The following is a 26,202-nucleotide window of genomic DNA, read 5'->3' as shown; positions in this document are numbered from 1 at the left end:
ACCGGCTAAGCAGAAGGGTGTGACTCTGATCGAATTAATGATTGGTTTAGTTGTGGGCCTTATCGTTATATCAGGAGCTATATATACATTTCTTGTGTCGTTTAAAAGTAGTAGGGATGTTGTATATAGTGCCCGCCTGAACCAAGAATTAGCAGCTATTACCTCAATAATTTCTGATGATATAAGGCGAGCGGGGCATTGGGTTCAGGTTGGAGATTTGTCTTCTCCTTATAGTGATGTAGGGGATGATTTTAACTTGGTTAGTTCTACTTGTGCGCTTTATAACTATGATACTGATGCCGACAGTATTGTTAGTGCAGCCGAGTATAGCGGGGTGCGCTTTTCAGATTCTGCAATTTGGGTAAAAACGTCTGGAACGAGTATGACATCCTGCTCTGCAGGGGCTTGGGAGAGACTTTCCGATGAAAACTTTATGTCGGTAGATGCAATGACATTAACTGATAGCTCTTTGTGTACCGTGAATGCTTCAAGCGCTGTATGTCCTGCAAGTGTAGGTACCGATGAAGTTGCTTCAGTTAGAGAAATAAATATAACGATCACTGCATCGGTTGTTAATGATAGTGATTGGACTAAAACCGTACAGGAAACGGTAAAAATCCGGAATAATTTCTATGCAGATTAAAAATAATCAGTTAGAAAACCGAAGAACTCAGCAGCAGGGGGCGGCAACACTTGTTCTTGCTCTAGTGATGGTTGTTATTGTTTTAGGGGTATCCTTTTTTACATCTGAAACAGTAATTACTGAAAAGAAAATAGTTGCGAATGAATATCGTGCGAAACAAGCTTTTCATGCTGCGCAAGCGGGGGTGGATTACGCTATCGCCTATACTCGAGCTGGGTTGGACCAAGATAATGACACCGTGCTCGATTTAAGTGTATCTGGCGCAACGATTGGTTTAGGCGGTGGGGTTGAGTTTACCGCTTTGCTTTCTGATGCCAGTAGTGATGCTGATATGTCATTGATTCAGATAGATTCTGTCGGCCGTAGTGACGATGGGCTGATTACTCGATCAATAAGTGTCCTTGTGGGCAGGGTTCCACTTGTGCCTAATCCCCCTGACCTTCCCATAGTGGCGCGTGGTTACGTTGATGCTACAGGTAATTTGAATGTTTTTAATGGCTTTACCAATTTAAATATTTGGGCCGGCGATGACATAACTTCTTGGGGGTCTGCAGATACTTATATCAGAGATCCAGATTGGACAGGTTTTAGCGGCGATACATGGGATGGGACTGTTGATGATCTTTCAAGGCATCTAACAGCGACTGGAAATGAAATAGACGATATCGAGTATATACAGAGCACCACGAAAAATACTACAGGCCCAGATGTGATTGATGGTGATACCAATATGGCTAACACTACGGGTGATGAGTTTGTTGAAAACTTCTTTGGTCGGACCCTTGATGAGTTAGTCCTTTCGGCTGGTTTGAGCATGACTGGAAATGAACTAAAAGATGCCGATGCTGCTACAGTACAGGGTCAATTGATATATTTGAGCGATGCTAAACTGACTGGAGGAACAATTGGGAGTTCAGAAAATCCAGTAATTATAGTGACAGATGGGGATCTAAGCTTTAGTGGCTCACCAGATATTTACGGGCTTATTATCGCAAGGAATGTTGATAAAGTCGTTGGTACCGTGGATATCTTCGGTGGAATAGTATCTGAAACCGATTTAGATATGGGTAGTGGTACAGCCAATATTTATTATGATCAGGATGTTGTTGATAATCTTGATAATATTAATGCTAAGGAAGTTGTGCGTGGTAGTTGGAAGGACTGGTGAACAATGCAGTGTAAGCTTTCGAGGGACTGATAAAGGTGGTGAAAATGTATCATAGTCAATATGAAAAGGGCTTTACGCTGATAGAAGCTTTGCTGGCATTTGTCATCGTGGCAGTGGGTTTGATTGGAGCTGCACTTTTTCAAAGCGAGTTGGTAACCGAAAGCGGGAATTCTAAAGCAAGGGCTGTTGCTGTTAAATTAGCTGAGCAGAAGCTTGAGCAAGAGCGAGTTGTAATCTTGGAGAGCGGCTATGCTAGTTTAGCTTTAGCATCTTATCCTGAAATTGAAAATATTACCGTGGGTAATAACGCTTATAGTGTTTCCTATACATTGGCCTCAGCAGCTGCAGCATCATTTCAAACACATTATTTGTTAGAAGTTGATGTTTCGTGGACTGATGCAACAGGAAATGCAGATTCGATATCCTTAGATTCTCGTCTAGTATGGAATGATCCGAAAGAGTCTCTTGATTCAAATGATCAGGCCGGTATCGGTTCATCAGAAGATATAGGTAGTTTTGAGAGACCAACGGGTTCTGCAATCGCTACGGCTAGAACAACTTCTGATGAGGTCCATGATGCTAGTAAATCGGTAGGTGATTGGATCGAACTTGCTGACAATAAGTATGGCATCAAGATTACCGATGATGAGTGCATCAATGGTGATGCTGGGTGCGATCAGGTTGTTACAGTGATAGAGCTAGTCGACTTAACTAGCCCTATCTTTTCAATTAAGGGCTCTATATACGTGGATAGCGGTGTTTCCGTAACGTATACGGACTTAAAAGCATCCCCTAATGTATTAACCTCAGAAGGAGGTGGATGTGCTGTATATCTAGTAGGTAGCGAGATCGGTTACACCTGTCTGTTTGGTGAAGGTTGGTACGGTACAATCGCTTTGTTGTTGCCAGATGATTCCGGTTCTAATAAGCCCGGAGCTTGTATTTCACCACGTGAGTACAAGTATTATGGTGTTGATCCCGCGACAGTATCTGGAGCAATTCAATCTACTGATATTGTTGGTCAATCAGGTCTGGTTCGTTTTACCACTACTAATGGGCCTGGACCTTACCTAGCTGCTTCGAATGCGACTCCAGGGCTGGGTTATTACTATATGTATGGTGAGGTTGATACTAATACTGAAGACACTCAGTCATCAATTTTGAATACATCTGGCAATCTACTGAACCAGCACTTTTTAGTGATTAATACTCAAGGTAATAGTGATTGTGATGACTTCTTGGTGGCAACTAATAATGTCCCAGCAGATTATCCGAGCTTAAGTACGCATGACTATACATATACAGTTGGTGCAAGCACGGCCATTATTCCTGATGGCGAGAAGATTCTTGGTTATGTGAATTTAGCATATGAAATTTCGGGCCGGTTGGATGTATCGTCGGTCGCTTCAGGAGCAGTGGGTTTATTATCTGAAATTGAGGTTGGGATTGACCCTTTGCCAGATTTTGCGCAGCAGTGTGAGCTAGAAGTGTTGGAAGATCAAATTCTTGGTTACAGCTGCTTTGTTGATTATGCTTGGAGTGGTACGGTAACTCCTTCGGTTGTCTCTGGTGGGGTATCATCATTTGACTTTGCTCCATTGGAATATGATTTCTCTGCTAGCCCTGTGACAGCTGACATAACATCAGGAAAGGATTTTGTTGTCACTGACACTCCTTAATTGAAATCTGGGAAGAACTATTTTGACAATAGTAGGGGATAGGCATGAGTGTTTATCCCCTTTGTCATCTCTAAGCAGTGTATTTCTGCTTTTTTCACTGTTTTCATACTTTAAAATTTTCTGTCCCTTCCTTGATTCTGCAATATGGCCAAATTTATAAGTAACGTAAGACAATTGAGAAATTAGATGTCTGACTTTTTAATAATCGGTGGTGGTGTAATCGGAATGATGCTGGCTCGAGAGCTGGCTCAAGCAAGTGCTGATGTAACGCTTTTAGATCGAAAAGCTTGCGCACAAGAGTCCTCTTGGGCAGGCGGTGGTATTGTCTCGCCCCTATACCCTTGGCGTTATCCTGATGCTGTCACAGAGCTGGCTGCTTGGTCGCAGAGTAGTTATGTCCATCTGGCGCAAGATCTTTTAGATGAGACAGGCTTTGATCCTGAACTGCGCCAGAAGGGCATGTTGATGGTGTCTGTGGAAGATCAGCAAAATGCTCTCGATTGGGCGCAGAAATATCATCGCCCTCTTCGTAAAGTCGATGCCGATTTCCTTTATCAGAAGGAGCCTAATCTTTGTTCTGGTTTAGAAGAAGGCTTATGGATGCCCGAAGTATGTAGTATCCGTAACCCACGCTTAGGTCGTTCCCTTCGTGAAAGCTTAGTATTAAATTCACGCGTAACTCTGGTAGAAAATCAGGAAGTAAAAGGTTTTGAACTTAAGGGTAATCAGGTTGTTGGCGTTCACACGGCAGACCAAAAATTCTGTGCGGGTAAAGTGATTATCGCAGCGGGCGCATGGAGTGCAGAGTTACTATCTATGTTAGATAGAGAGCTCCCCGTAGAGCCTGTACACGGACAAATGATGTTGTTTAAAGCCAAACCAGGCTTGGTAAATCGTGTGATTTTGAAAGGCGGACGTTACGTGATCCCTCGTAATGACGGTCGGGTGCTGGTGGGTAGTACAATGGAACGTATCGGCTTTACTAAACGCACGACTATGGATGCAGCGATGTCCTTACATGCAACTGCGTTGGATATTATTCCGGCATTAGCAGACTATGAAGTAGAGCATCATTGGTCAGGTTTAAGGCCAGGATCGCCAGAGGGTATTCCATTTATAGGTGAAGTGGCAGGCCTAGATAACCTATTTATCAATGCTGGTCAGTTTAGAAATGGCTTGGTGCTCGCGCCGGCCTCGACTCGACTGCTTGCCGATATCCTATTGGGACGAGAGACAATAATCTCTGCTGAACCTTACCGGATGGATCGATAAGCTAAAAAAAAAGCCTGCAAGCAGTAGTGGCGTTTGCAGGCTTTATAGTGATGCTTAATCGTAGATAGTTGGAATTGGCTGACGCTTATGTTGAGTGCGATTGTAGATCTCGATAATGCGTTGCTCTACTTCCACTTCAACGCTCTTGCCTTCTAAGAAATCATCAATTTGATCATAGCTTAGGCCTAGTGCTTGCTCATCAGCTTTTTGAGGTGCCAAGCACTCAAGATCCGCAGTAGGTGTTTTATCTACAAGTAGTGCGGGCGCACCTAAAGCTTGAGCTAACTCGCGAACCTGGCGTTTGCTCAGGCCAAATAAAGGCGCAAGATCACAAGCACCGTCCCCCCACTTGGTATAGAAGCCTGTGATGTTTTCTGCTGAGTGATCAGTACCAATGACTAAGCCGCCTACAATACCTGCAACTTCGTACTGAGCGATCATTCGTGCTCGTGCTTTTACGTTGCCTTTAGCGAAATCTACGGCGCCCTCTGAGGCCTGATTGAGTTGTGCTTCAGCGAGTGATGCTGTGACTTCTGTATGTATGCCTTCGACACCAGGTTTTACATTAACCGCTATAGACTGTGATGGTTGGATGAATTGAAGTGCTAGTTGCGCATCTTCTTCATCTTTCTGTACGCCGTAAGGCAAGCGCATAGCAATAAATTGGTAGCTGCTATCGCCGCTTTCTTCGTTTAGTTCATTGACTGCTAATTGCGCGAGTCGGCCACAGGTGGAGGAGTCCACACCGCCACTAATGCCGAGTACAAGGTTCTTGAGGTCAGAAGCTTTAAGTGTGTTTTTAATAAAGCTTACTCGACGTGCAATTTCTTTAGCAGGGTCGATTTCAGGTAGTACCTGCATCTCTTTGATAATCGTTGCTGCCTGCATATTTGTCTCTCTTATTTCTCTTTAAGGTTCCCTAAGAAGCAAAAAGGCACCTTTAAGGTGCCTTTAAGTTTTTCTTAGTTATTTCTTCTGTTCTTCGTCTTCATCATCAAATACACCGAAAGTAATGGTGCTGAAGAGGGAGCGATCAGGTTTTGGCACGTCAGTGCTCTCATTCATGCGAACTGGAGTAGCAACTGGCACCTCCTTAGTATCGCTAAACAGGTCAAACGTCGCGGCATCAAATAGAGTCTTCTCACCTTTATAAACAGGTGTGTATTGGTAATTTGGGAAGTTCTTTGCCAAAACCGCTTGTGTGTCTGCCGCTAGATCTTGCTGACCTAAGTGAGTGTAAGCTTCAATCATGACTGCTAGTGCGTCAGGCACAGCAGGTGTTTCTTGCATATTTTCAATTACGTAACGACCACGATTAGCCGCCGCAACAAAAGCTTCGCGCTGGATATAGTAACGGCCTACATGTACTTCATAAGCAGCAAGGCGGTTTTTTAGATAAACCATACGCTTTTGCGCATCAGGAGCGTATTGGCTATCAGGATAGCGGCTAACTAGCGTAGAGAAGCTTTCAAAAGAATCTAAGGCTGCACCTGGATCACGTTTAGTTTCATCGATAGGCAGGTATTGAGTAATCCAATTGATATCTTGTTCGAACGCGGTCAAACCTTTTAGGTAATATGCATAATCAATGTTGTCGTGATTAGGGTGTAAGCGGATGAAGCGATCAGCTGCAGCACGCGCCGCTTCGGGTTCATAGTTTTTAAAGTATGCATACACCAATTCTAACTGCGCTTGCTCAGAAAAACGGCCAAATGGGTAGCGGGCTTCAAGAAGTTGGAATTTTTCGATCGCGACATCGAAGCTTTCGTTATCCAATGCAGTGATTGCTTCCTGATACAACTGCTGTTCAGGAACGTCTGGATATTCTTGAATATCTTCAAACCACGAACATGCAACTGTCATTAGACAGAATAAAGCAACAATAAGACTCTTGGTAATACGCATCTTTATATTAATCCCGGTGTAGTCTCTTGCCCGAACGGTTATACTGGGCAGAAAGAGGCTATATGCAATTCAACGGCCTATTTAACCATAACTGATAGGGCCTGTTAACAGACCCAGACATATCAATTTAGAAAGTTATGACAGGTTCGAATGTCTGATCAAATTTATTTAGAAGCGCGCATTGAAGATGATCTAGTCGGTAAACGATTAGATCAGGCGGTAGCACAGCTATTCCCCGATTATTCCCGCTCACGTTTACAGGGCTGGATTAAAGATGGTTCTCTTAAAGTTGATGGTGCGGTAAAGCGCCCTCGAGATAAATTATTCGGAGGGGAAACCATTGTCATAGAGGCTCAGTTGGAGATGATCGAAGATCATCAACCACAGGATATTCCGCTGGATATTGTTTACGAAGATGATCATATCTTAGTAATTAATAAACCAGCCGGATTGGTAGTGCATCCAGCTGTGGGTCATCGTGATGGTACTTTGTTAAACGCGCTACTGTTCCATTGTCCTGAGATCGCTCAAGTGCCTCGTGCAGGTATTGTCCATCGTCTTGATATGGATACTACTGGCTTGATGGTGGTGGCAAAGACTATAGCTGCTCAAACAGAGCTGGTTGACCAGTTGCAAGAACGCTCAATGGGACGTGAATACGAGGCTGTGGTTCATGGCGTAATGACCGGTGGTGGCACAGTTGATGAGCCTATGGGGCGTCATGCTAAAAACCGCCAAAAGATGGCGGTTGTTGGAGTAGGTAAAGAAGCTACTACACACTATCGTGTTTTGAAAAAAATGCGTGCCCACACCCATATTCGTTTAAAGCTGGAAACGGGTCGTACCCATCAGATTCGTGTGCATATGTCACATATAAATTATCCCCTTGTAGGTGATCAGCTTTATGGTGGTCGTTTCCGTCTACCTAAAGGCTGTAGTGATGAGATGATTGAAGGACTTCGGGACTTTAAACGCCAAGCACTACATGCCAAAAAGCTTGAACTATGGCACCCGGATACAGGTGAGCTGGTTTCTTGGGAAGTAGATTTGCCTGACGACTTTGAACATCTGTTATCGCTACTTCAAGCGGACTTAGATGCCCATGAAGATGAGTTGGTGTAAATAAATGCAATTTATTCTCCCAGATTGGAATGCTCCCCAAGGGGTTAAAGCATGTACTACTACGCGTATTGATGGTGTGAGTGATGGTGTTTATAAAGGCTTAAATCTGGGAGATCACGTTAGAGATGATCCTGAGCACGTTAAACAAAATCGTCAGACTTTGATACATGAACTGGACCTATCACGTAGCCCTCAATGGCTATCGCAAGTTCATGGAATTGAACTCGTAGAAGCTCAAGATGATGGTGTTTGTCGTGAAGCAGATGGGTGCTGGAGCCAAGAATCGGGTCAAGCATGTATTGTGATGACGGCTGATTGTCTACCTGTATTGTTTGCTGATGGTGATGGCAAGCGTGTTGCAGCAGTGCACGCAGGTTGGAGAGGGCTGCTTGATGGTATTTTGGAGCAAGCTGTCGCGGGTTTTGAAAAGCCAGAAAATTTGCATGCCTGGTTAGGCCCGGCAATAGGTCCAGATGCATTTGAAGTAGGGGAAGAGGTGAGAGACCAATTTGTCGTGTTTCAAGTTCAAGCAGACCTGGCTTTCAGCCCTGTCAAAGACTCACCTGGAAAATATCTAGCAGACATCTATCAACTCGCTCGCCAAAGGTTAGATTCTGTAGGTGTGAAATCAATCTCTGGCGGTGAGTATTGCACCTATACTGATGCAGAACGGTTTTATTCCTATCGCCGAGATGGTGTAACTGGCCGAATGGCGAGCCTGATCTGGATTGAATAACGTGGATTTGATTACTACCAAACCCGAACTCTTTGTTGATCTCTTAGATATCGACACCAGTATCGCTTTGGATTTGAAGTATTTTACGGGCGATAACTTTGTCGGTGAGTCAATTTGTGGCTATCTGACAGAAACGTGCCTATTAACTAAGCCTGCGGCCTTGGCTTTGCAGAGGGTTCAACACTCTTTAGCTGAATTCGGTTTGGGGCTCAAAGTATTTGATGCTTATCGCCCTCAGCGTTCAGTTGATCAGTTTATTGCGTGGTGCGACCAAGATGGTCCCTGTAATACACAGGAACGCTTTTTCCCAACATTACAGCGGCCTGAACTGTTTAGTAAAGGTTATCTTATCCGACATTCAAGCCATACCCGAGGAAGTACAGTTGATCTGACATTGATTGATTTATCTTCCAAAGTGGAGCTGGATATGGGAACAGAGTTTGATTTCTTTGGCCCAGAGTCTTGGTTTGATTCAAGCGCGGTAACAGCACAGGCTCGTGCTAATCGAATGTTATTGCAGCGAGTGATGGTTCAGCATGGTTTTGTGCCTTTTCATCAAGAATGGTGGCACTTTACCTTGCAGGATGAACCATTCCCGAATCAGTATTTTGATTTCGAAATCAGCTGATTAAGGGTGTTTATTTCCAGTGTTGGCTCAAGTTAAAAGAGGCTAACCAATCGGGGATGAGGTCTGCTGGCATAGGCTTGGCGATACCATAGCCCTGAGCATGGTGGCAGCCTAATTCCATCAAACAGTGGCCATGTTCAGCGCTTTCTACCCCTTCAGCAATTACCCCACGATTAAAGGCTTTACCTAAGCCAATAATGCCTTCAACAATCGTTTTATCCTCTTCATCTTCCAGCATATCCATAACAAAGCTGCGATCAATTTTTACGGTATCAGCCGGAATTTTGCGAAGGTAAGTCAGAGACGAATAGCCCGTGCCAAAGTCATCTAAAGCGAATTTAATACCTAACTTGTGACATTTGTCGATGATGTCGCAGGCTGCACTGACATCATTAAAAGCGGTGGTTTCTAACACTTCTAATTCAATTGCTTCTGGCGGAACCTCTGGGTATTTGGCTAATAGATCAGCCAATTGTTCAGGAAATGCTGGGTTTTGTAGGTGTTCAGCTGAAATGTTGATGCTGGTGGATAACTCAAGCCCCGCAGCTCTCCATACACGTAGCTGGCGAATCGCTTCATTCATCACCCAAGATCCTAGTTTTGTTGCAAGATCAGAGTTTGTGATATGCGGCAGGAAGCTATCGGGCGGTAGTAAGTTCAAGGTGGGATGCTCCCAGCGGATCAGTGCTTCCATGCCGTAGACTTCGCCTGTTTGCATATTGATCTTTGGCTGGTAAAACAGAACAAACTCTCTATTGATCAGTGCTTCGTGGATCTCATCTTGAGCTTTATGTTGGTCTTGAGTTTGTCGATCTACAGCAGGATCAAAAAAGTGGTAGCGGTTACGCCCTGTTTGTTTTGCGGTATACATCGCCTGATCTGCATGACGGATCATGGTATCTGCGTCAGAATCATCATCTGGATAAAGTGTCGCGCCTATACTGGCTGATATAGATAGATGGCGCTGCTTTATTTGGAAAGGCATTGCCAGAGTACGGTTTAAATTCGCTAAAATCCCTTGGCAGTGCGTGACATTTTTTAATTGCGTTAAGATTACAACAAATTCATCACCACCGAGTCGCGCAATAACCTGCTCGGGGCCTAGTGTCTGCTGCATGCGTTTAGCTGCTTCGACTAGAAGCATATCCCCAACATCATGACCATAAGTGTCATTAATAGGTTTGAATTCATCTAAATCGATATAGGCAACCGCCATCATCTGCTGGTGTTGCTTGCAATGTTTCAGTGCTGTTTGTAAGCGGTCTGAGAGCAAAACGCGGTTTGGTAGTTGAGTTAGGGCATCAAAATGCGCCATCTTTTCTAATTGATGCTGATGCTCTTTCAGCTGTGTAATATCGGAGAAGATGCTTACGTAATGAGTGGTATCCCCGTTAGGGCTTTTTACTGCAGCAATATTAAGTAGCTCTGCGTAAATTTCTCCAGATTTGTTGCGATTCCAAACTTCACCACGCCAGCGCCCGTTTTGTCTAAGGCTTTGCCACATAGAAGCGAAAAACTCTTCACTATGATGGCCTGATTTTAATATGTTGGGAGAGTGACCGATGACTTCTACAGCGCTATAACCGGTTAATTGATAAAAGGCGTTGTTTACGTCCAGAATGATACCCTGTTCATTGGTAATCATTACGCCTTCACTGGCATGTTCAAATACACTGGCAGCTAAGCTGAGTTGCTGTTCGGTACGTTTACGTTCAGAGATATCGGATATGAGCGTGACCAAATGGTTGATTTCACCTTCTGTGCTTTCTTGCGCACTCATTGCAATCTCAGTATGTACAACCGGGCCAGAATAGCTGATTAAACGGATTTCCTGTCGGACATGCTCTGAATCACCGTTAAGTAAGCTTTTGCACATCTGGCTAAAGCAAGTTTTATCATCAGGGTGAATTAGTTCTGATATAGGTGTGATCTGCAGATGTATAGGTTCATAGCCAAGCATTTCGCATAGATAGGTGTTGGTTTGGATCCAGTTACCTTCAGTGGTAATCAAAGCCATACCAATTAAACCGAGCTCAAAATAGCTGCGGAAGATTGCTTCGCTGGTGCTTAAAGCTTGCTGTGCTTCGTGTAGCTGAGTAATTTCGTGACTAATACTTAATACGCCAATTACTTCCCCAGAAGCCGCTTTCATAGGAGTCTTGGTCGTTTCAAGCAGCGCGCGGTGACCATCATTGGCAAAAGTTACCCACTCTTGGAAGGTGTTGGTTTTATCTATGACCAGCGTGGCTAGGTCGTGCTTGCGGAAAGTATCGGCAAGTTCCTTATTTACAAAGTCATAATCGGTTTTGCCAATAATTTTATGTTCAGGTGCACCAACGAACTCTTCAAAGTGGGGATTGCACGCGAGGTACGTGCCGTTTAGGTCTTTAAGCCATACTAGTTCAGGGATAGTGTCGATTAAAGAGTCGAGGAAATATCTCTCTTTATGTAGCTGTTTGTAGGCAAGTGCACCGCCTAAAGCTACAAAAAGCTTTTCAATAATTGGTCTTAATTGACGTAACTCTTTTTGCGAGAAGTAACTATCGTCACGTAATAGGCGAATGTAACCTAATGACCCTAAGCGGAATATCGCAGCGCTGCCTTCTGAGCAGTGATGCTCTGCAAGTTGTTCAGTCGTAGCTTCCGCTAGATCATAGCAGCAGAAATCTTCATCATCCTGAATAGATATTGCTGGGTGATTGTAAGGAAGTTTCGTCTTTTTAGATCGACTGAATGGGAAGGCGAAAAAAAGATTATACTCTTGCGCAGAATGAGTAAACTTTTCCGGTAATAGCCAAATGCCAAGATAAGTTATTTCACTTTGTCGCATCAGTGCAGCAGTGAATTCTTGGCATACCCGATCGGGGTCGAGACTATTCCCTACAGCCAATGATAATTCATACATCCGCTGTATATCAGACCTTAAGTCTGTTGGAGTTTTACTCATAGAAACTGCATATGCCGAAAGTTTTGTTATAGAAGTTTACCGGACGCTCGCCGTTACTTGCTATTTCACCTAAGGCTAATATACCGGACACATCTGTCCCAAATTTAATTTGGTTGACCTGCTCATAAACCGTACGAAGTTCAGCGGGAAATTGGCTGTCGAGCGCAACGGTGCGAGATAAACAATCGCAGACTAAAATACAGGAGGTGTTGACTGACACTGTTTCTTCCACCGCTTCGCGGGCGGCTTCTATCAAATGTTCGGGAGTACCCTCAACAAGGTACATGAGTGCACCTTGGGGAATATCAGACAAAAACATTACGTCGTTATTGCCACATAAGGCTATAGGGTCTCGCACAACATCTTCTGCGCCCGGGTGTTCAACTGCAAAAGGGTAGCGAGGAGTGACATCTTTATAAAAGCGTTCAGCTGGAGTGCCTCGGAGCTTAGAAGGAAGGGAATTGCGGTATGCGGTTTCAGCATCCTCCCAATCTAATTCATGTAGAACATTACCTGTAGTTCTACTGGCGACAAACGGACCTGAATGTCTCACCCATCCATGTTTGGCTATGCTGCGACTGGTTTGGTCAATAATCGCAATCAATGCTGCATCTCTTTGTGTTCCCCAAGGGCCAAAGATACAGGCTTCGGGTCGTAGATCATGGTTTCCTGCTCCAGCACCAAAGTAACTGCAGCGTTTACTAAAACGGTTGTACAGTTGGTTAAGAAGGTTATCGATTTTAGGAGATAAACAATCAACTAAGGTTAGGCAGGTTGCTCCTTCTTCAGGAATATCGTTGTAGGTAGGTAGAGTCGTAATAAATTCTTCTGCCGAGGGCATTGGTACAACAACGGGGGGGGTTAAACAGCTAACCTTGAGTGCTAACGCACCTTCATAAAGCATACGTTTTCCGTGTATTAGCCCAGGAAAAACAGCGCCAAAGAAACTGCATTCTTTAAGATTGAGTTGTTCGACCAAGCTGTCGAGCTCATCTTGATGTTTGTCAGCAAGAAAAATTAACCAATGCTCATTGTCCTTGAGCGTTTCGCCTCCGATTGCAGAAACTAATTCTGAAATATCATTAAACCGGATGTACATCTCACACCTTACTTTTTTGTATTTATTATTCAGGCAGTAAAGAACTTATTAATATACTGTGGAGATTATTATTGCAATTACCTGTTTAGAGTAGGGTTATAATCCTGTTTTAAAGCAATGTGCTCCTCAAATCGAAAAAATATACTCTAGACATAATTGCTTTAGAGGCCCAAGTTTTGCGTTAATGATTCAGTTACCTGCCCATAATAGGAAGAATAGCTCAGATGTTAATGTGGATAGCGTTTTATTCCCAAGGGGAGTTATCCAACAGGATGGTTGAAACTTTCGTTGTTTCGGCTAAGAATTAGTTAGTTAAAAGTCTATCCAATCAAGCTGTTGTTATCGTAGTTTTGGTTGATGTGATGGTCTACAAGAATTGCTCAAATAGCCTTGCAGAGCGCTGAGGGATTTAGATGTCTGATTATAAAGTGTTATTTACTGGTTCCGTTTGTTCAGGAAAGACGACTGCGATCCGTTCTTTGAGTGATATAGAGACCGTTGATACAGATGCGAATGTTAGTGACTCGGCAATTCGTAGAAAGCAAAAAACAACTATTGCTATGGATTATGGAATACTGGAATTAAACTCTACGTCCAAACTGCATCTTTACGGTACTCCGGGGCAAGAACGCTTCAAGTTTATGTGGCAGCTCATGATGAGTGACCTTGTGCATGATGCAGAAGCGCTAATTCTCATGGTTGATAACACCCGAAACGACCCTTTCAAAGATATCCGCTTCTATGTCGAGGAGTTTCGAGATTTTATTATTCGTCGTCGCCTGATTATTGCTGTAACCCACTCAGACATAGAAAGCGATCCTGATTATGATTATTACATGAGCGAATTAAAGGCAATGGGGCTTTTCACTACCGTTGTATTTATTGATGCTCGTGACCCCTCATCAGTCTTAAAGATTGTTAAAGAGCTGGTGGGTAGCCTAGAAAAAGGTATTGATTGGGAAGGCATGAGCAAACGTTTAGAAGTAAACAGTACAATGCCTGATTCTGATGATGATCTTGCGGAAGGAAAGAAACCAGAGTCGCAAGCGATAGATAATGTTTCACTTATGGATGCTGCAATGAATACCCGTGGCATTACAGGTGCAATGCATCTGGGAGCTGATCGAAAAGTGCTCAGTGCTAGTGTTAGAAACCAGAGTAATAAAGAACTGCTTCGTTCTATGGTTAACCTTGTAGCTGCATTGGAAAATAAAGCTGCTTTTATGGGGAGTATAGACGATCTTGTATTATGCGGGCCTAATCAAGAAACCTTATCCGTATTTGTTGAAAAAGAGCAGGCTTTAGGTTTGTGCTCTGATCGAGGCTTAAGTTTGAATGTTGTGAAACAGCAAGCGTCAGATCTGCTGCAATGGAGCCATCAATGATTGAGCTACTGACACAGGTCGATAAGCCTGGGGTGATTGAATGTAGTATGGTGTTAAGTGGCAAAGAGGTTTTGGCATCCAGTTTTCCGGCTGAATATAAAAATCATGCAACAATCGGAAAGCAGGCTTTTATTTATGTGTTTTCTAATGTTGCAAAGATGCGAACAAAACATAATGAATCTCATCTTGAGATAGGCGATCGTCGTATTAGTGGCTATCAGTTAAAGCCGGGGTTGATTTTAGTTTGCTTATCAGCAAAAAATTCCAATATAGCATTGGTACGAAAACATATTCGTGAAGTTCATACCGCTTTTTTAAAAGAGCAAGTTGCAAAGAAACTGACTTCCTGAGATTGATAACTCTTCCTTAAGTATTTACTTGATTTAGAACTGATTTTGAACAGCGGGGATGTTGTAAGTAATGGTTACTGGCTTAGCAAGGAAAGCATGCATGCAAAACTACAAGATCCTTTTTACAGGGGCGGTGTGTTCAGGAAAGTCTACAGCTATTCGATCGTTAAGTGATATTGAAACGCTGGATACTGATGCACGTGCCAGTGATGTTACGGTTCGCCGTAAGAAAAATACTACAATAGCAATGGATTACGGTGTGCTAGATCTGCATGATCAAGCACGGGTACACCTGTATGGTACTCCAGGCCAAGAGCGCTTTAGCTTTATATGGGAAATGCTGACGTGTGAATTTGCTCAAGATGCCATAGGGGTAGTGTTATTGGTGGATAACACCCGTAAAGCCCCTTTCCGCGATATCCGTTTTTATGTCAAAGAATTTCGTGAGTATATTCAAAAACGTCGTTTGATCATTGCGGTTACTCATTCTGATATAGAGCCCTCTCCTTCGATCCAAGCCTATCACGCCTGCATAAGGGAGATGGGGGTGATGGCAACGGTTATGTTTATTGACGCTCGTGACCCTCGTTCTGTTTTAGGGGTTGTTGAAGAGTTGATTTCCGCTGTAGAGCTTCACGTTCAATGGGATGAATTATGCGACCGCCTATTGGACGGCAATGGTTTCTCGCTAGATTTCTATAAGCCTACTTATGAAGAAACTATGTTAGATGCCGCGATGAATAAGCGTGGTGTTTTAGGAGCTATGCATCTTGATGAAAATCAAGAGGTCCTCTGTTCAAATATTGAAAGCTCTTCCCGTAAAACATTGCTAAAGAGTGTAAATAAACTTTCTAAGGCATTAGCCGAGAAAGCCGCTTTTATGGGGGAAGTGAGTAACATTGTTTTAACAGGTCCTAATGTCCAAACCCTTTCTATGTTTACCGATCAGGAACAGGCGCTTTGTTTATGTTCTGATAATGATATTTCGTTACCTGTTTTGAGACAGCAGGCAAGTGATCTTCTGCAATGGAGTAAAGAAAATGAATATCTGGCGTGAAATGCAAGAGAAAGAGTTAATTCTGCAAGGATGTTTGATGTCGTAAGGTTCGATTAAGAAGTCCACGTTTCCAGATGAATATAAAAAACAATTAGCTGCAGCACGCCAGGCGTTACTCTATATATTTAAGAGCGCCGCTCAGCATAGCGAAGACTACGACGAAGCACATATGGAAGTTGGTTATCATCACTATAGTGGTTATCAGCTTGATGCGAATACGATCCTGATTTGTTTTTGTGATTCAGATGCACGGCAGCATTATCTAAGAGAATTTATAGACGAAAACAAGCAACGTTTTTTAGAGCTACTCTCCACGTAATGAATCCTTATTTTACATAAGGCTTGTCTAATTTTTGACCGTTAAACCCTTGAAGCGCTCCTTACTTGTCCCCATACCTCTGTTATAACGATAACTTTGTATCCTAAAAACACCCTTTGTGTTGTCAGATACAGGTTCTTTAAAGGCTAAGTGGAGGTTGTATGCGTCCGGATAAATTTACATCCAAACTTCAAGAAGCATTGGCTGATGCTCAATCATTGGCTGTTGGGTTAGATAATAACTACATAGAACCTATTCATCTTTTAAGTGCATTGATTGAACAGCAAGGAACAGTGCCACTGCTAGAACAAGCAGGTGCAAATGTTCATGCACTAAAAAACCAAGTTGATCAGGCTGTTCGGCAGTTACCTAAAGTTCAGAATCCTGATGGTGAACTGCGTTTCTCTCAAGATGTAGCACGGGTTTTCAACAAAGCAGATAAACTTGCTCAGCAAAAAGACGATCAATTTATCGCGAGTGAATTGATTCTGTTGGTTTTAGCAGAAGACAAATCTAGTGCTGGCAAATGTTTAAAAGGGGCGGGTGTTAATCCGCAGAGGTTGGATCAGGTTATTAATCAAATTCGAGGAGGGGAGTCAGTGCAGGACCCCAATGCAGAAAATAATCGTCAGGCTTTGGATAAGTACTGTATTGATCTTACCGAGCGTGCAGAAGCTGGTAAGCTAGACCCAGTCATTGGTCGGGATGATGAAATTCGTCGTACCATTCAAGTATTGCAACGCCGAACCAAAAACAACCCAGTACTCATTGGTGAGCCGGGTGTAGGTAAAACGGCGATTGTGGAAGGGCTGGCTCAACGTATTGTTAATGGTGAAGTACCTGAGGGCTTAAAGCGTAAACAAGTGTTATCCCTAGATATGGGGGCGTTGATTGCGGGTGCTAAGTTCCGTGGTGAATTCGAAGAACGTCTAAAAGCAGTGCTTAACGAGCTTTCCAAGCAGGAAGGGCAAATTATTCTCTTCATTGATGAGCTGCACACTATGGTGGGAGCTGGTAAAGGTGAAGGGGCAATGGATGCGGGTAATATGCTGAAACCTGCATTAGCACGTGGTGAGTTACATTGTGTTGGTGCGACTACCCTTGATGAATATCGCCAGTATGTTGAGAAAGATGCAGCTCTAGAGCGTCGTTTCCAAAAAGTGATTGTGGATGAGCCTGATGAGGAATCTACGATTGCGATTCTCCGTGGTCTAAAAGAACGTTATGAAGTGCATCATGGCGTTGATATTACGGACTCTGCGATCATTGCCGCAGCAAAACTTTCTCAGCGTTACATCACTGATCGTCAGCTGCCAGATAAAGCCATCGATCTGATTGATGAAGCTGCATCCCGCATCCGTATGGAGATGGACTCTAAGCCGGAAAATATGGATCGTCTTGAACGCCGCCTTATCCAGCTAAAAATGGAACGTGAAGCACTTAAAAAAGAGAAGGATAGTGCAGCGCAACAGCGTTTGAAGGAGCTTGAAAGTACTATTTCTAATGTCGAGAAAGAGTTCGCTGACCTAGATGAAGTTTGGAAGGCGGAGAAACTCGCCCTGCAAGGTTCACAAAAGATTAAAGAAGCGTTAGATCAGGCGCGTATAGAACTGGAAAAACACACTCGTTCTGGTGATCTGCAGAAAATGTCAGAGCTTCAGTACGGTAAAATCCCTGAGCTTGAAAAGCAGTTAGTTGCGGCTTCAGAGGCGGAAGAACAAGGGCAGCAAGAAGCTAAACTTTTGCGTAACAAAGTTTCTGAAGAAGAGGTTGCAGAGGTTGTCGCGCGCTGGACAGGTATTCCTGTCAGTAAAATGCTGGAAGGTGAGCGTGAAAAGCTTTTGAGAATGGAACAAGCGCTGCATGATCGAGTCGTCGGCCAAGAAGAGTCGGTTATCGCAGTCTCTAATGCGGTACGTCGTTCTCGGGCAGGTTTAGCCGACCCAAATCGTCCTAATGGATCTTTCCTTTTCTTAGGCCCAACAGGTGTGGGTAAAACGGAATTATGTAAAGCGTTAGCCAGCTTCCTGTTTGATACGGAAGAAGCGATGGTGCGTATTGATATGTCGGAATTTATGGAGAAGCATTCAGTCGCACGTTTGATTGGTGCGCCTCCAGGCTATGTGGGCTACGAGGAGGGGGGGTACCTTACCGAAGCTGTGCGACGTAAACCGTACTCTGTACTGCTGCTAGATGAGGTAGAGAAAGCCCATCCTGATGTATTCAATATCTTGCTTCAGGTATTAGAAGATGGCCGCTTAACTGATGGCCAAGGCAGGACTGTTGATTTCCGCAACACCATTGTAGTGATGACATCGAACTTGGGCTCTGATCTGATTCAGAACTTTAGTGATGATGACGATTACCAGCTGATGCAGAGTGCTGTTATGGAAGCGGTTGGTGCGCACTTCCGTCCAGAAGTAATTAACCGAATTGATGAAGTAGTAGTTTTCCACAGTCTTAAAAAAGATCAGGTGGCCGGTATTGCCAAGATCCAACTGCAGCGTTTGCAGAAGCGTCTCGCCGAACGTGATCTAAGCCTGACACTAACCTCAACAGCGATGGATAAGCTGGTGGATGTTGGTTTTGAACCTATCTATGGTGCTAGACCGTTGAAACGAGCGATCCAACAGTGGATTGAGAATCCATTAGCGCAGGAGATACTCTCTGGTCGTTATGCACCGGGTACTGAAATTGCTGTTGATGTTGAACAAGGCAGTTTTGTTTTTCGTTGATCCGCAGATTTAGTTGTATTTTAGAAGAAGAGCCAGCTTTTTAGCTGGCTTTTCTTGTATAGGGGTCTTTGTGTGCTTCGAAATATATAGCTGAAATATTTTCTGGCGTAAGTTAATGAGGATTCTGCCTAGTTCTTTCTCAGCTAAAGGTTTATCTATAGAGGTCGATATGTTCGGTTGAACTGACAATAGATCTAGGTCGTTCAAACTAAATGATTTAAACATCTGTTTGGTTGATTTTTGTTCTGTGGTGTATGCTCGAACAATAACTGAATAAGTCAGATTTTATAGGGGGATCTGTGAAGTATCAGTTGGTTGTTTGTATTGTTTTAAGTTTGAGTGCTTTTTCTGGAACTAATATTAAGGCTGCAGTGACAAAAGACATATTGGATTCAAGTATCCAGTACAAAGTTATACCAATAAGTGTAAACCTTTCGAAGCAACCCAATACAGGTCTCTATAGTGGTTATGCTCGCCCTTTACTAAAAAACCTTGCTGAAAGAAGTATTTATCGGATTGAAAATGGTTTTGAACTGAGGGGTTCTTATAAATATAAAGGCCTGATTAACTCCTCAGATAGCAGAAAATCAATTCTGGGTTTTAAAAAAGAAGAGGGGGCGCAATGGGGGTATCTCACCACAAGTGTAGCCCCTCAAAGTTCAGCTAATGCCTTTATAGTACAGAGTGATCGTCGAGACTCGATTTATGCTCTTGTGCTGAAGGGAGTAAGGATCTGTTTGGTCAGCAAGGCTTCTGGGCTACCTGTTTGGGAAGAAGGAAAGTGGACGTTTGCTGGGAGACCCGGCTATTTTGAGTGTACTGGTTCAGCCCGAAGCAGTATTTTCAAAGGTAGTTCTGAGTTCCCTCGATTACTTGGTCCTTATTATTCAGAAGGTGATACTGTCTTAACATTCAGGAAACCACTGGAACTCAAGAAAGTTATTTTATCCCTGAAACGACAGTTTCCAGTGTTGACGGTACCGGCTTTGCCTAATTATGAAGAAGCTCAGCATTTTGTGTATCGCACATATTGATCCCGAAGGGTAACACTTCTAAAGTGTAGTTTGATTATTGACTGAGAGAACTACAGTGAGAATATTAACGATTGTACTTTTAGTTGGGCTGTTGTCTGCCTGTGCGGGGAAAACCGTACAGCAGGCACCACCAGTTCAACCGGAACCCAAGCCGATCAGTGTTCCCTATTCTACTAATTACCCATCCTCTCCTGTAGCTGATTATTTGCAGCCTCTTATCTATAACCTTTCGTTAGAACCGTATTACGACTTAGTTAATCCTAAAAGGATCGCGAACAGTTATGTTTTTGACAGGCAGATAGATGAGACTGATCCACGTAAGCTTGTATTTGCTTATAGATCTAAGTTTGATAATAGTTGGGCTTACGTTACCAGTGGAATAGGAAGAGTGCCGGTGGCCAACGTAATCTCTTTTAGTCATCCTAACTTTGGAAGTGGTTACGCTTTAGTTCTGCAGCAGTTCAAGGTGTGCCTAGTGACACAGGCTTCTGCACCTCCTATGTGGCAAAGGGGGAAATGGATTTTTCCTGTTAAGCCTGGTTACTTTGAATGTACCGGTTTGACGAATAAATCTATTTTTCAAATTGGATATGGATTACCAGGCGCTTTAGGTCCTTATTTTGGAGAGAAAGATACTGTCTTAGTATTTAAAGACTTAGGGCAATTGCAACAAATTTTAGTTGCTTTGAAAATTCAGTTTCCGTTACTTCAGGTTCCAGAGGTATAGCAGGCGACAGTTGTTATAGTAATATATTAGCTGGATATGATGTATGGAATAAATCTTTCAATTTCCCTATCGGATCAGCTATTCTGGAAGTGTAAACTTTGAACGTAGAAGTGGATTCTTGGCCAGCTTAGAAAGCCAAAACCCTCTTAGATATTAGAAGGACTAGAGGTAGGATGAGTCAAATCAAAGTGCTAATCGTTGATGATGCGCGTTTTATTCGTGACCACGTTTCACGCATAGTGAAAGAGCATTTCCCTGAGTACCAAATCGATGCAGCGGAAGACGGTGATGACGGCCGTTCTAAAATGGAAGCGACTAATTACGATCTGATTTTATGCGATTGGGAAATGCCTGGTATGTCCGGCTTAGATCTTTTGCACTGGGCAAGGCAGCAGCAGCACTATAGTGATATCCCCTTTATCATGGTAACCAGCCGCGGTGAACGAGACTACGTTCTGAAAGCGATTCAGGCGGGTGTAAATGATTATATGGGTAAACCTTTTGAAGATTCACAATTGGTAGAAAAGGTTAAAAAGTACGTAGGAAAACGTTTTGAATCTAGCGCGGCGTCTCGTCGAAAAGCAGCTCAAATGCTTGCTGCGGGGAAAAGTGAATCCGCAGCAAAACAAACTAAAAAACCAAAAGGTTTAGCTCAATTACGTATATCTTCAGGTGTATTACGCTGTGCAATTAAAGACATCACCTTGCAGCAAGTAAAAGTTATGGTGAAACGTGAAGAGGGCATCCCAGTACTGCTTGAGCAAGTGGTGGTGGATATTGAGCAGACGAAGGGTGGCAAAGTTGCGCAGATGAACGGTTATATTAGTGGCTTATCTGCAAATGAGAGAAGCATTGAAACTACGTTTATCGGTGTTGATGTGCAGTTTATGGATAATGACCCAGAGAAGCTGGAAGTACTGACGAGCTATATCTCTAGTCTCGGCAAGAAATAACCTATTGCTATTCCCAATAAAGAAGGCTGCATAGTGCAGCCTTCTTTATTATCAAAGCAGTGCTTAGTAAAGCGCTTGCTCATCCTTAATAACATCGATCAGAACTTCCAAAAACAAGCGGTCCGCTTCGCTATGCTCTAGCGGGATCTTGATGTTAGTCGTCGCAGATAGCTTATCAGCAATCACCTGAGCCGCGTTTTCATCATTTAAGTGCTCACGCGCAATCTCTAAAGCTTTCTCGCTGATATCCGGCTCTACTAACACTTTACGGATAAAAGACATCAATTCGTTGATTACTCGCTCTTTGTTTTTAATCTCAGCGATACTCATAGGGATCTCCTGTAAACGTATATTCAGAGCCGATGAAGGGTAGTGTAGGGCTCTGTCCTGAGTTCTGTATAGCAAGACTATAACCTGATACTGAAATTGAGCATAGTATTTGACTGCAATCGCCCGTTATTCCGCAGGTGCAGCATGAATTTAGTTGAAAAAATAAGCACCTATGTGAGATAATTTCTGCCTCGAATTTTGAGGCCTTGAGTGCGTAGGACAACCCGAAGCTCAGGGAGACAGCTTTCTGAGGGCCGTTTCTCAAAGGTCTGTCGGTTGGGCGATCCCCAACACCGGCACACACCCGAACGTGAACCTACAGCTCTACCCCTGGAATGGTTCAGAGTGAGATCGCTAGAGATTCAACAAATATTGTCTAGTACAGGCACGTTCAACGTTACAGAAACAAAAACTGTTAATTTCGTCAGTAACGAGACACTGACGTCGTTAGAGGGTGAGAAAAGTGGAATTACTTTCAGGCGCAGAGATGACAATTCGCGCGCTTCGTGATCAAGGCGTTAAATACATCTACGGTTATCCAGGTGGTGCATTGCTGCACATCTACGATGCAATCTTTACGCAGGACGAAGTCGAACATATTTTGGTCCGTCACGAACAGGCTGCTACACACATGGCTGATGCTTACGCACGAGCTACCGGTAAAGCGGGTGTGGCGCTAGTTACGTCTGGTCCAGGCGCAACCAATGCAGTAACAGGTATTGCAACTGCATACACAGATTCTATTCCAATGGTGGTTATTACGGGTCAGGTTATGTCACACCTGATCGGTGAAGATGCTTTCCAGGAAACCGACATGATCGGTATTTCTCGTCCGGTAGTTAAGCACAGCTTCAGCGTGCAGCGCCCGGAAGAGATCCCTGAAATTATTAAGAAGGCATTCCACATCGCTGAAAGTGGTCGTCCAGGTCCGGTTGTAGTCGACATTCCTAAGGATATGACTACGCCTACAGAGCGTTACGAATACGAATACCCTAAGAGCGTAAAAATGCGTTCTTACAATCCGATAGCTAAAGGTCACACTGGTCAGATCAAAAAAGCAGTGGATATGCTTTTGGCTGCAAAGCGTCCAGTTATTTATACGGGTGGCGGTGTAATCTTAGGTAATGCGAGCGAGCAATTAATTGCGTTGGCTCAAGAGCTGGGCTACCCAGTAACTAATACGCTAATGGGTTTGGGTGGCTACCCAGGTACTGATAAGCAGTTTATTGGTATGTTGGGTATGCACGGTAGCTATGAAGCAAACATGGCAATGCACCACAGCGACATGATTCTGTGTGTCGGTGCGCGTTTTGACGATCGTGTAACTAACGGTACTGATAAGTTCTGCCCTACAGCTAAGATTGTTCATATTGATATTGATCCGGCATCAATTTCTAAGACCATCAAAGCAGATGTGCCAATTGTAGGTCCTGCTCAAGCGGTACTTAAAGAGATGTTGGAACAGGTTCAGGCTGCTAAGAAAGCGCCTTGTGCCGATAGTCTACAGGCTTGGTGGGAACAGATCGACGAATGGCGTGCGCGACACGGTGGTCGCTACCGCACAGATGATTCTGAGCTAATGAAGCCTCAGCAAGTTATCGAGATGCTTAGCAAAGTGACTAACGGCGATGCTTATGTTTGTTCTGACGTAGGTCAGCACCAAATGTTTGCAGCGCAGTACTACAAGTTTAACAAGCCAAATCGTTGGATTAACTCTGGTGGTCTGGGCACCATGGGCTTCGGTCTTCCGGCTGCTATGGGCGTTAAACTGAACTTCCCTGATGAAGAAGTAGTATGTGTAACAGGTGAAGGTAGTATCCAGATGAACATCCAGGAGCTATCTACCATTAGCCAGTACGATATTCCGGTTAAGGTTATCTGCTTGAACAACCAGTCTTTAGGCATGGTTCGTCAGTGGCAGGATATGAACTATGAATCTCGTCACTCTCAGTCTTACATGAAGTCTCTTCCAGACTTTATCAAGCTGGTTGAGTCATACGGTCATGTAGGTATCCGTGTTGAGCGTCTTGAAGACCTTGAAGGTGCTATGCGTGAAGCCTTTGCTATGAAAGATCGTATGGTATTCATGGATATCGCAGTTGATCCGTTTGAGCACGTATACCCAATGCAGGTACCACGTGGTTCTATGCGTGACATGTGGTTGAGCAAAACGGAGAGAACATAATCATGCGTCATATCATTTCTGTATTGATGGAAAACGAGCCAGGCGCTCTGTCTCGTGTTGTTGGTTTGTTCTCTCAGCGTAACTTTAACATTGAGTCTTTGACCGTTGCGCCAACTGAAGATGAGACATTGTCTCGTCTAACAGTGACTACGCTAGGTGATGACCGTGTTGTTGAGCAGATCACTAAACAGCTAAACAAGCTTATTGATGTTGTTAAGGTTGTTGACTTAACTGAAGGTGAGCACCTTGAGCGCGAGCTGATGATGATTAAGATGAAGGCGAACAATGGTACTGTTCGTGCTGAAATCAAACGTACTGCGGACATCTTCCGCGGCACTATCATCGATGTGACACCAAACACGTATACCGTGCAGTTGGTGGGTGCAAGCAGTAAGCTGGATGCCTTCATTGAAGCACTAGGTACTTCTAACATTATGGAAGTTGTACGTTCAGGTGTTTCTGGTATCGCACGTGGCGAGAAAGTTCTAACTTTGTAATTGCTTAAGTTAGTCTGATTACTAAAGCCGCTTCTGGTAACAGAAAGCGGCTTTTTTATTGCAGGTAAGGATATGCTTTTAGAATTAGAGAATATGGAAAAGTCAGATGTCTATCACGCGCTGACGCAAGTTGTGGTACCTCGCCCTGTGGCTTGGGTACTCTCTTCTAATCAACAAGGTGCACTCAATCTCGCACCGTTTTCGTATTTTTCAGCGGTGTGCAGTGATCCACCATTGATCGATGTTATCGATTGGCTCAAAGCCTGATGGTACGTCAAAAGATACCTACGCGAATATTGCGGATACTGAAAAGTTCGTGATTCATATCGCAGGTTCAGATCTGGCGACTAAGGTGACCCATAGTTCAGTGACGCTACCTAGGGGAGAATCGGAAATCGAGCTATGCGACCTGGAAACAGTCGATGTTGAAGGTTTTGAGTTACCTAGAATCCTAGGTCCTAAGATTGCAATGTCTTGTTCTATGTATCAGCAACAGGATATTGGTAATGCCCCGCAACGACTGGTCTTTGGCCGTATAGAGAAAATATGGTTGGATGACGCGGTTGTAGAAATGGATCAGCAAGGCTGACCTAAAATTGATGCAGCTTTAGTTGATCCGCTGGCACGTCTGGGAGGTTCTGATTACCAGACCTTCGGCGACGTGGTGACTGTGCCTAGACCTGGGTAAAATAGAAATCTGAAGTTTTTTCAGAACCTCAGGCTGCAAAAGATTGTTTTAGATCAGCAATCTTTTGCACCGAGATATCGATATCTACACGTAACATTCGGTCCGATGCTCGGCGTTGATAGATGGAAGATTGTTCACGTCTGCGACGATCAGCGCCATTAAACTGAGTTGAACGGTGCTGTTCAATCCACTCTTCGGCATGCGTCATGGTCGGTAGGTAAGGGCTAAGTTTGCCAGTGCTTTTTCATACCAGTAATAAACAAATTGGTAATCACGAAAGTCTTTAATCAGTTTAGGCATGGCGCTTATGGTCAGTAGTAGATAAAAACTTAATCATACTGACAGAAGCTTAACTAAGTCTTACGTACTGTAAATTAACCCTAATTTACTTGCGGTAAATGGTTTCGATAAGGTGCCAGCCAAATTTGGTCTTAATCGGACCATGTACTTCATGTAGTGGCTTTTTGAACACGACATCATCAAACGGTTTTACCATATCACCGCGACGAAATTCGCCCAGATCACCACCTTGGCGTTTGCCCGATGGGCAGAGGGAGTATTTTTTCGCGAGTTTACCAAAGTCATTGCCTAACTTTAGGCGCATTTTCAGCCTTTCCGCTTGGTCGCGGGTTTTAACCAATATGTGTCGGGCGCAAGCGCGGTTAGCCATGTTCTGCTCTCCTAAAAGTTATAGGCTAATTTTATCGCAAAAAGGCAGGGGCTGCAGGTTCATGGTAGGAAAA

At 43.7% G+C, this 26,202-nt stretch carries 25 protein-coding genes; 18 read left to right on the top strand and 7 right to left on the bottom strand.

The features are described from left to right. The first annotated feature begins 19 nt into the window (after positions 1-19). The 4 genes from ACMXYO_RS15750 (at position 20) to thiO (ending at position 4,762) form a co-directional block, all read left to right on the top strand. Entirely contained in the window at positions 20-643 is a 624-nt protein-coding gene (locus ACMXYO_RS15750) for a PilW family protein (RefSeq protein WP_415886084.1), read from the top strand. Next, positions 633-1,811: a PilX N-terminal domain-containing pilus assembly protein gene (locus ACMXYO_RS15745; protein ID WP_415886083.1), complete on the top strand. Its 1,179-nt coding sequence runs from the start codon at positions 633-635 to the stop codon at positions 1,809-1,811. The genes ACMXYO_RS15750 and ACMXYO_RS15745 overlap by 11 nt, the downstream gene beginning before the upstream one ends. Positions 1,812-1,855: 44 nt before the next feature. Beyond that, the gene (locus ACMXYO_RS15740) at positions 1,856-3,490 is read left to right on the top strand and encodes a type IV pilus modification PilV family protein (protein ID WP_415886082.1); all 1,635 of its coding nucleotides are present in this window, start codon (positions 1,856-1,858) and stop codon (positions 3,488-3,490) included. A gap of 186 nt (positions 3,491-3,676) precedes the next feature. Beyond that, complete coding sequence (gene thiO, locus ACMXYO_RS15735) at positions 3,677-4,762, top strand: glycine oxidase ThiO (protein WP_415886081.1); 1,086 nt, start codon at positions 3,677-3,679, stop codon at positions 4,760-4,762. Between the two features lie 54 nt (positions 4,763-4,816). On the opposite strand, the gene nadE is transcribed toward thiO, so the two are convergent. Beyond that, a complete protein-coding gene (gene nadE, locus ACMXYO_RS15730; protein ID WP_415886080.1) occupies positions 4,817-5,650 on the bottom strand; it encodes an ammonia-dependent NAD(+) synthetase in 834 nt (277 codons plus the stop codon). Positions 5,651-5,728: 78 nt separating this feature from the next. Continuing rightward, a complete protein-coding gene (locus tag ACMXYO_RS15725) occupies positions 5,729-6,667 on the bottom strand; it encodes an outer membrane protein assembly factor BamD (RefSeq protein ID WP_415886078.1) in 939 nt (312 codons plus the stop codon). A 150-nt stretch (positions 6,668-6,817) separates the two neighbouring features. Here ACMXYO_RS15725 and rluD point away from each other — a divergent pair, with 150 nt between their 5' ends. Genes rluD through ACMXYO_RS15710 form a run of 3 tightly spaced genes read left to right on the top strand, consistent with a single transcriptional unit; the run spans position 6,818 to position 9,153 of the window. Continuing rightward, positions 6,818-7,789, top strand: a complete 972-nt coding sequence (rluD, locus tag ACMXYO_RS15720; protein ID WP_415886077.1) for a 23S rRNA pseudouridine(1911/1915/1917) synthase RluD — start codon at positions 6,818-6,820, stop codon at positions 7,787-7,789. Positions 7,790-7,793: 4 nt separating this feature from the next. Continuing rightward, positions 7,794-8,525: a peptidoglycan editing factor PgeF gene (gene pgeF, locus ACMXYO_RS15715; RefSeq protein WP_415886076.1), complete on the top strand. Its 732-nt coding sequence runs from the start codon at positions 7,794-7,796 to the stop codon at positions 8,523-8,525. A 1-nt stretch (position 8,526) separates the two neighbouring features. Continuing rightward, on the top strand, positions 8,527-9,153 hold the full coding sequence (locus tag ACMXYO_RS15710; protein WP_415886075.1) for a M15 family metallopeptidase: 627 nt from the start codon (positions 8,527-8,529) through the stop codon (positions 9,151-9,153). 10 nt (positions 9,154-9,163) lie between these two features. On the opposite strand, the gene ACMXYO_RS15705 is transcribed toward ACMXYO_RS15710, so the two are convergent. Together ACMXYO_RS15705 and ACMXYO_RS15700 are read right to left on the bottom strand one after the other, a co-directional pair. Continuing rightward, positions 9,164-12,100, bottom strand: coding sequence for an EAL and GGDEF domain-containing protein (locus ACMXYO_RS15705; RefSeq protein ID WP_415886074.1), 2,937 nt, complete (start codon positions 12,098-12,100; stop codon positions 9,164-9,166). Beyond that, entirely contained in the window at positions 12,093-13,199 is a 1,107-nt protein-coding gene (locus ACMXYO_RS15700) for an FIST signal transduction protein (RefSeq protein WP_415886072.1), read from the bottom strand. The genes ACMXYO_RS15705 and ACMXYO_RS15700 overlap by 8 nt, the downstream gene beginning before the upstream one ends. Positions 13,200-13,612: 413 nt before the next feature. Between ACMXYO_RS15700 and ACMXYO_RS15695 the strand changes: the two genes are divergently transcribed. The 7 genes from ACMXYO_RS15695 (at position 13,613) to ACMXYO_RS15665 (ending at position 21,759) form a co-directional block, all read left to right on the top strand. Further along, positions 13,613-14,584 carry a GTP-binding protein gene (locus tag ACMXYO_RS15695; protein WP_415886071.1) on the top strand — a complete coding sequence of 324 codons (972 nt, stop codon included), beginning with the start codon at positions 13,613-13,615 and terminating at the stop codon, positions 14,582-14,584. Continuing rightward, a complete protein-coding gene (locus ACMXYO_RS15690; RefSeq protein WP_415886070.1) occupies positions 14,581-14,934 on the top strand; it encodes a hypothetical protein in 354 nt (117 codons plus the stop codon). The genes ACMXYO_RS15695 and ACMXYO_RS15690 overlap by 4 nt, the downstream gene beginning before the upstream one ends. Positions 14,935-15,034: 100 nt before the next feature. After that, positions 15,035-15,991: a GTP-binding protein gene (locus ACMXYO_RS15685; RefSeq protein ID WP_415886069.1), complete on the top strand. Its 957-nt coding sequence runs from the start codon at positions 15,035-15,037 to the stop codon at positions 15,989-15,991. Positions 15,992-16,471: 480 nt separating this feature from the next. Beyond that, on the top strand, positions 16,472-19,045 hold the full coding sequence (clpB, locus tag ACMXYO_RS15680) for an ATP-dependent chaperone ClpB (protein WP_415886068.1): 2,574 nt from the start codon (positions 16,472-16,474) through the stop codon (positions 19,043-19,045). Between the two features lie 299 nt (positions 19,046-19,344). Then, entirely contained in the window at positions 19,345-20,079 is a 735-nt protein-coding gene (locus ACMXYO_RS15675; RefSeq protein ID WP_415886066.1) for a hypothetical protein, read from the top strand. 55 nt (positions 20,080-20,134) lie between these two features. After that, positions 20,135-20,806, top strand: coding sequence for a hypothetical protein (locus tag ACMXYO_RS15670; RefSeq protein ID WP_415886065.1), 672 nt, complete (start codon positions 20,135-20,137; stop codon positions 20,804-20,806). Positions 20,807-20,979: 173 nt separating this feature from the next. Further along, entirely contained in the window at positions 20,980-21,759 is a 780-nt protein-coding gene (locus ACMXYO_RS15665) for a response regulator (protein ID WP_415886064.1), read from the top strand. A gap of 63 nt (positions 21,760-21,822) precedes the next feature. On the opposite strand, the gene ACMXYO_RS15660 is transcribed toward ACMXYO_RS15665, so the two are convergent. Continuing rightward, positions 21,823-22,089 (bottom strand): hypothetical protein, encoded by a 267-nt coding sequence (locus ACMXYO_RS15660; RefSeq protein ID WP_415882664.1) that lies wholly within the window; start codon positions 22,087-22,089, stop codon positions 21,823-21,825. Between the two features lie 463 nt (positions 22,090-22,552). On the opposite strand from ACMXYO_RS15660, the gene ACMXYO_RS15655 reads away from it, so the two are divergent. From ACMXYO_RS15655 to ACMXYO_RS15640, 4 genes are all read left to right on the top strand, one after another. Further along, entirely contained in the window at positions 22,553-24,274 is a 1,722-nt protein-coding gene (locus ACMXYO_RS15655; RefSeq protein WP_415886063.1) for an acetolactate synthase 3 large subunit, read from the top strand. A gap of 2 nt (positions 24,275-24,276) precedes the next feature. After that, entirely contained in the window at positions 24,277-24,771 is a 495-nt protein-coding gene (gene ilvN / locus ACMXYO_RS15650; RefSeq protein WP_415886062.1) for an acetolactate synthase small subunit, read from the top strand. Between the two features lie 72 nt (positions 24,772-24,843). Further along, entirely contained in the window at positions 24,844-25,038 is a 195-nt protein-coding gene (locus tag ACMXYO_RS15645; protein ID WP_415886061.1) for a hypothetical protein, read from the top strand. Next, entirely contained in the window at positions 25,013-25,360 is a 348-nt protein-coding gene (locus ACMXYO_RS15640) for a flavin reductase family protein (RefSeq protein WP_415886060.1), read from the top strand. Before ACMXYO_RS15645 ends, ACMXYO_RS15640 begins: the two co-directional genes overlap by 26 nt. A 127-nt stretch (positions 25,361-25,487) precedes the next feature. On the opposite strand, the gene ACMXYO_RS15635 is transcribed toward ACMXYO_RS15640, so the two are convergent. Continuing rightward, positions 25,488-25,667: a hypothetical protein gene (locus ACMXYO_RS15635; RefSeq protein ID WP_415886059.1), complete on the bottom strand. Its 180-nt coding sequence runs from the start codon at positions 25,665-25,667 to the stop codon at positions 25,488-25,490. Positions 25,668-25,844: 177 nt separating this feature from the next. Continuing rightward, the gene (locus ACMXYO_RS15630) at positions 25,845-26,129 is read right to left on the bottom strand and encodes a peptidylprolyl isomerase (RefSeq protein WP_415886057.1); all 285 of its coding nucleotides are present in this window, start codon (positions 26,127-26,129) and stop codon (positions 25,845-25,847) included. Positions 26,130-26,202 lie beyond the last annotated feature (73 nt).

The organism is Neptuniibacter sp. QD37_6, assembly GCF_047778085.1.
GTDB lineage: Bacteria > Pseudomonadota > Gammaproteobacteria > Pseudomonadales > Balneatricaceae > Neptuniibacter.
Note: the sequence above shows the minus strand (reverse complement) of the source record. Positions and strands in the feature narration are given on the sequence as shown.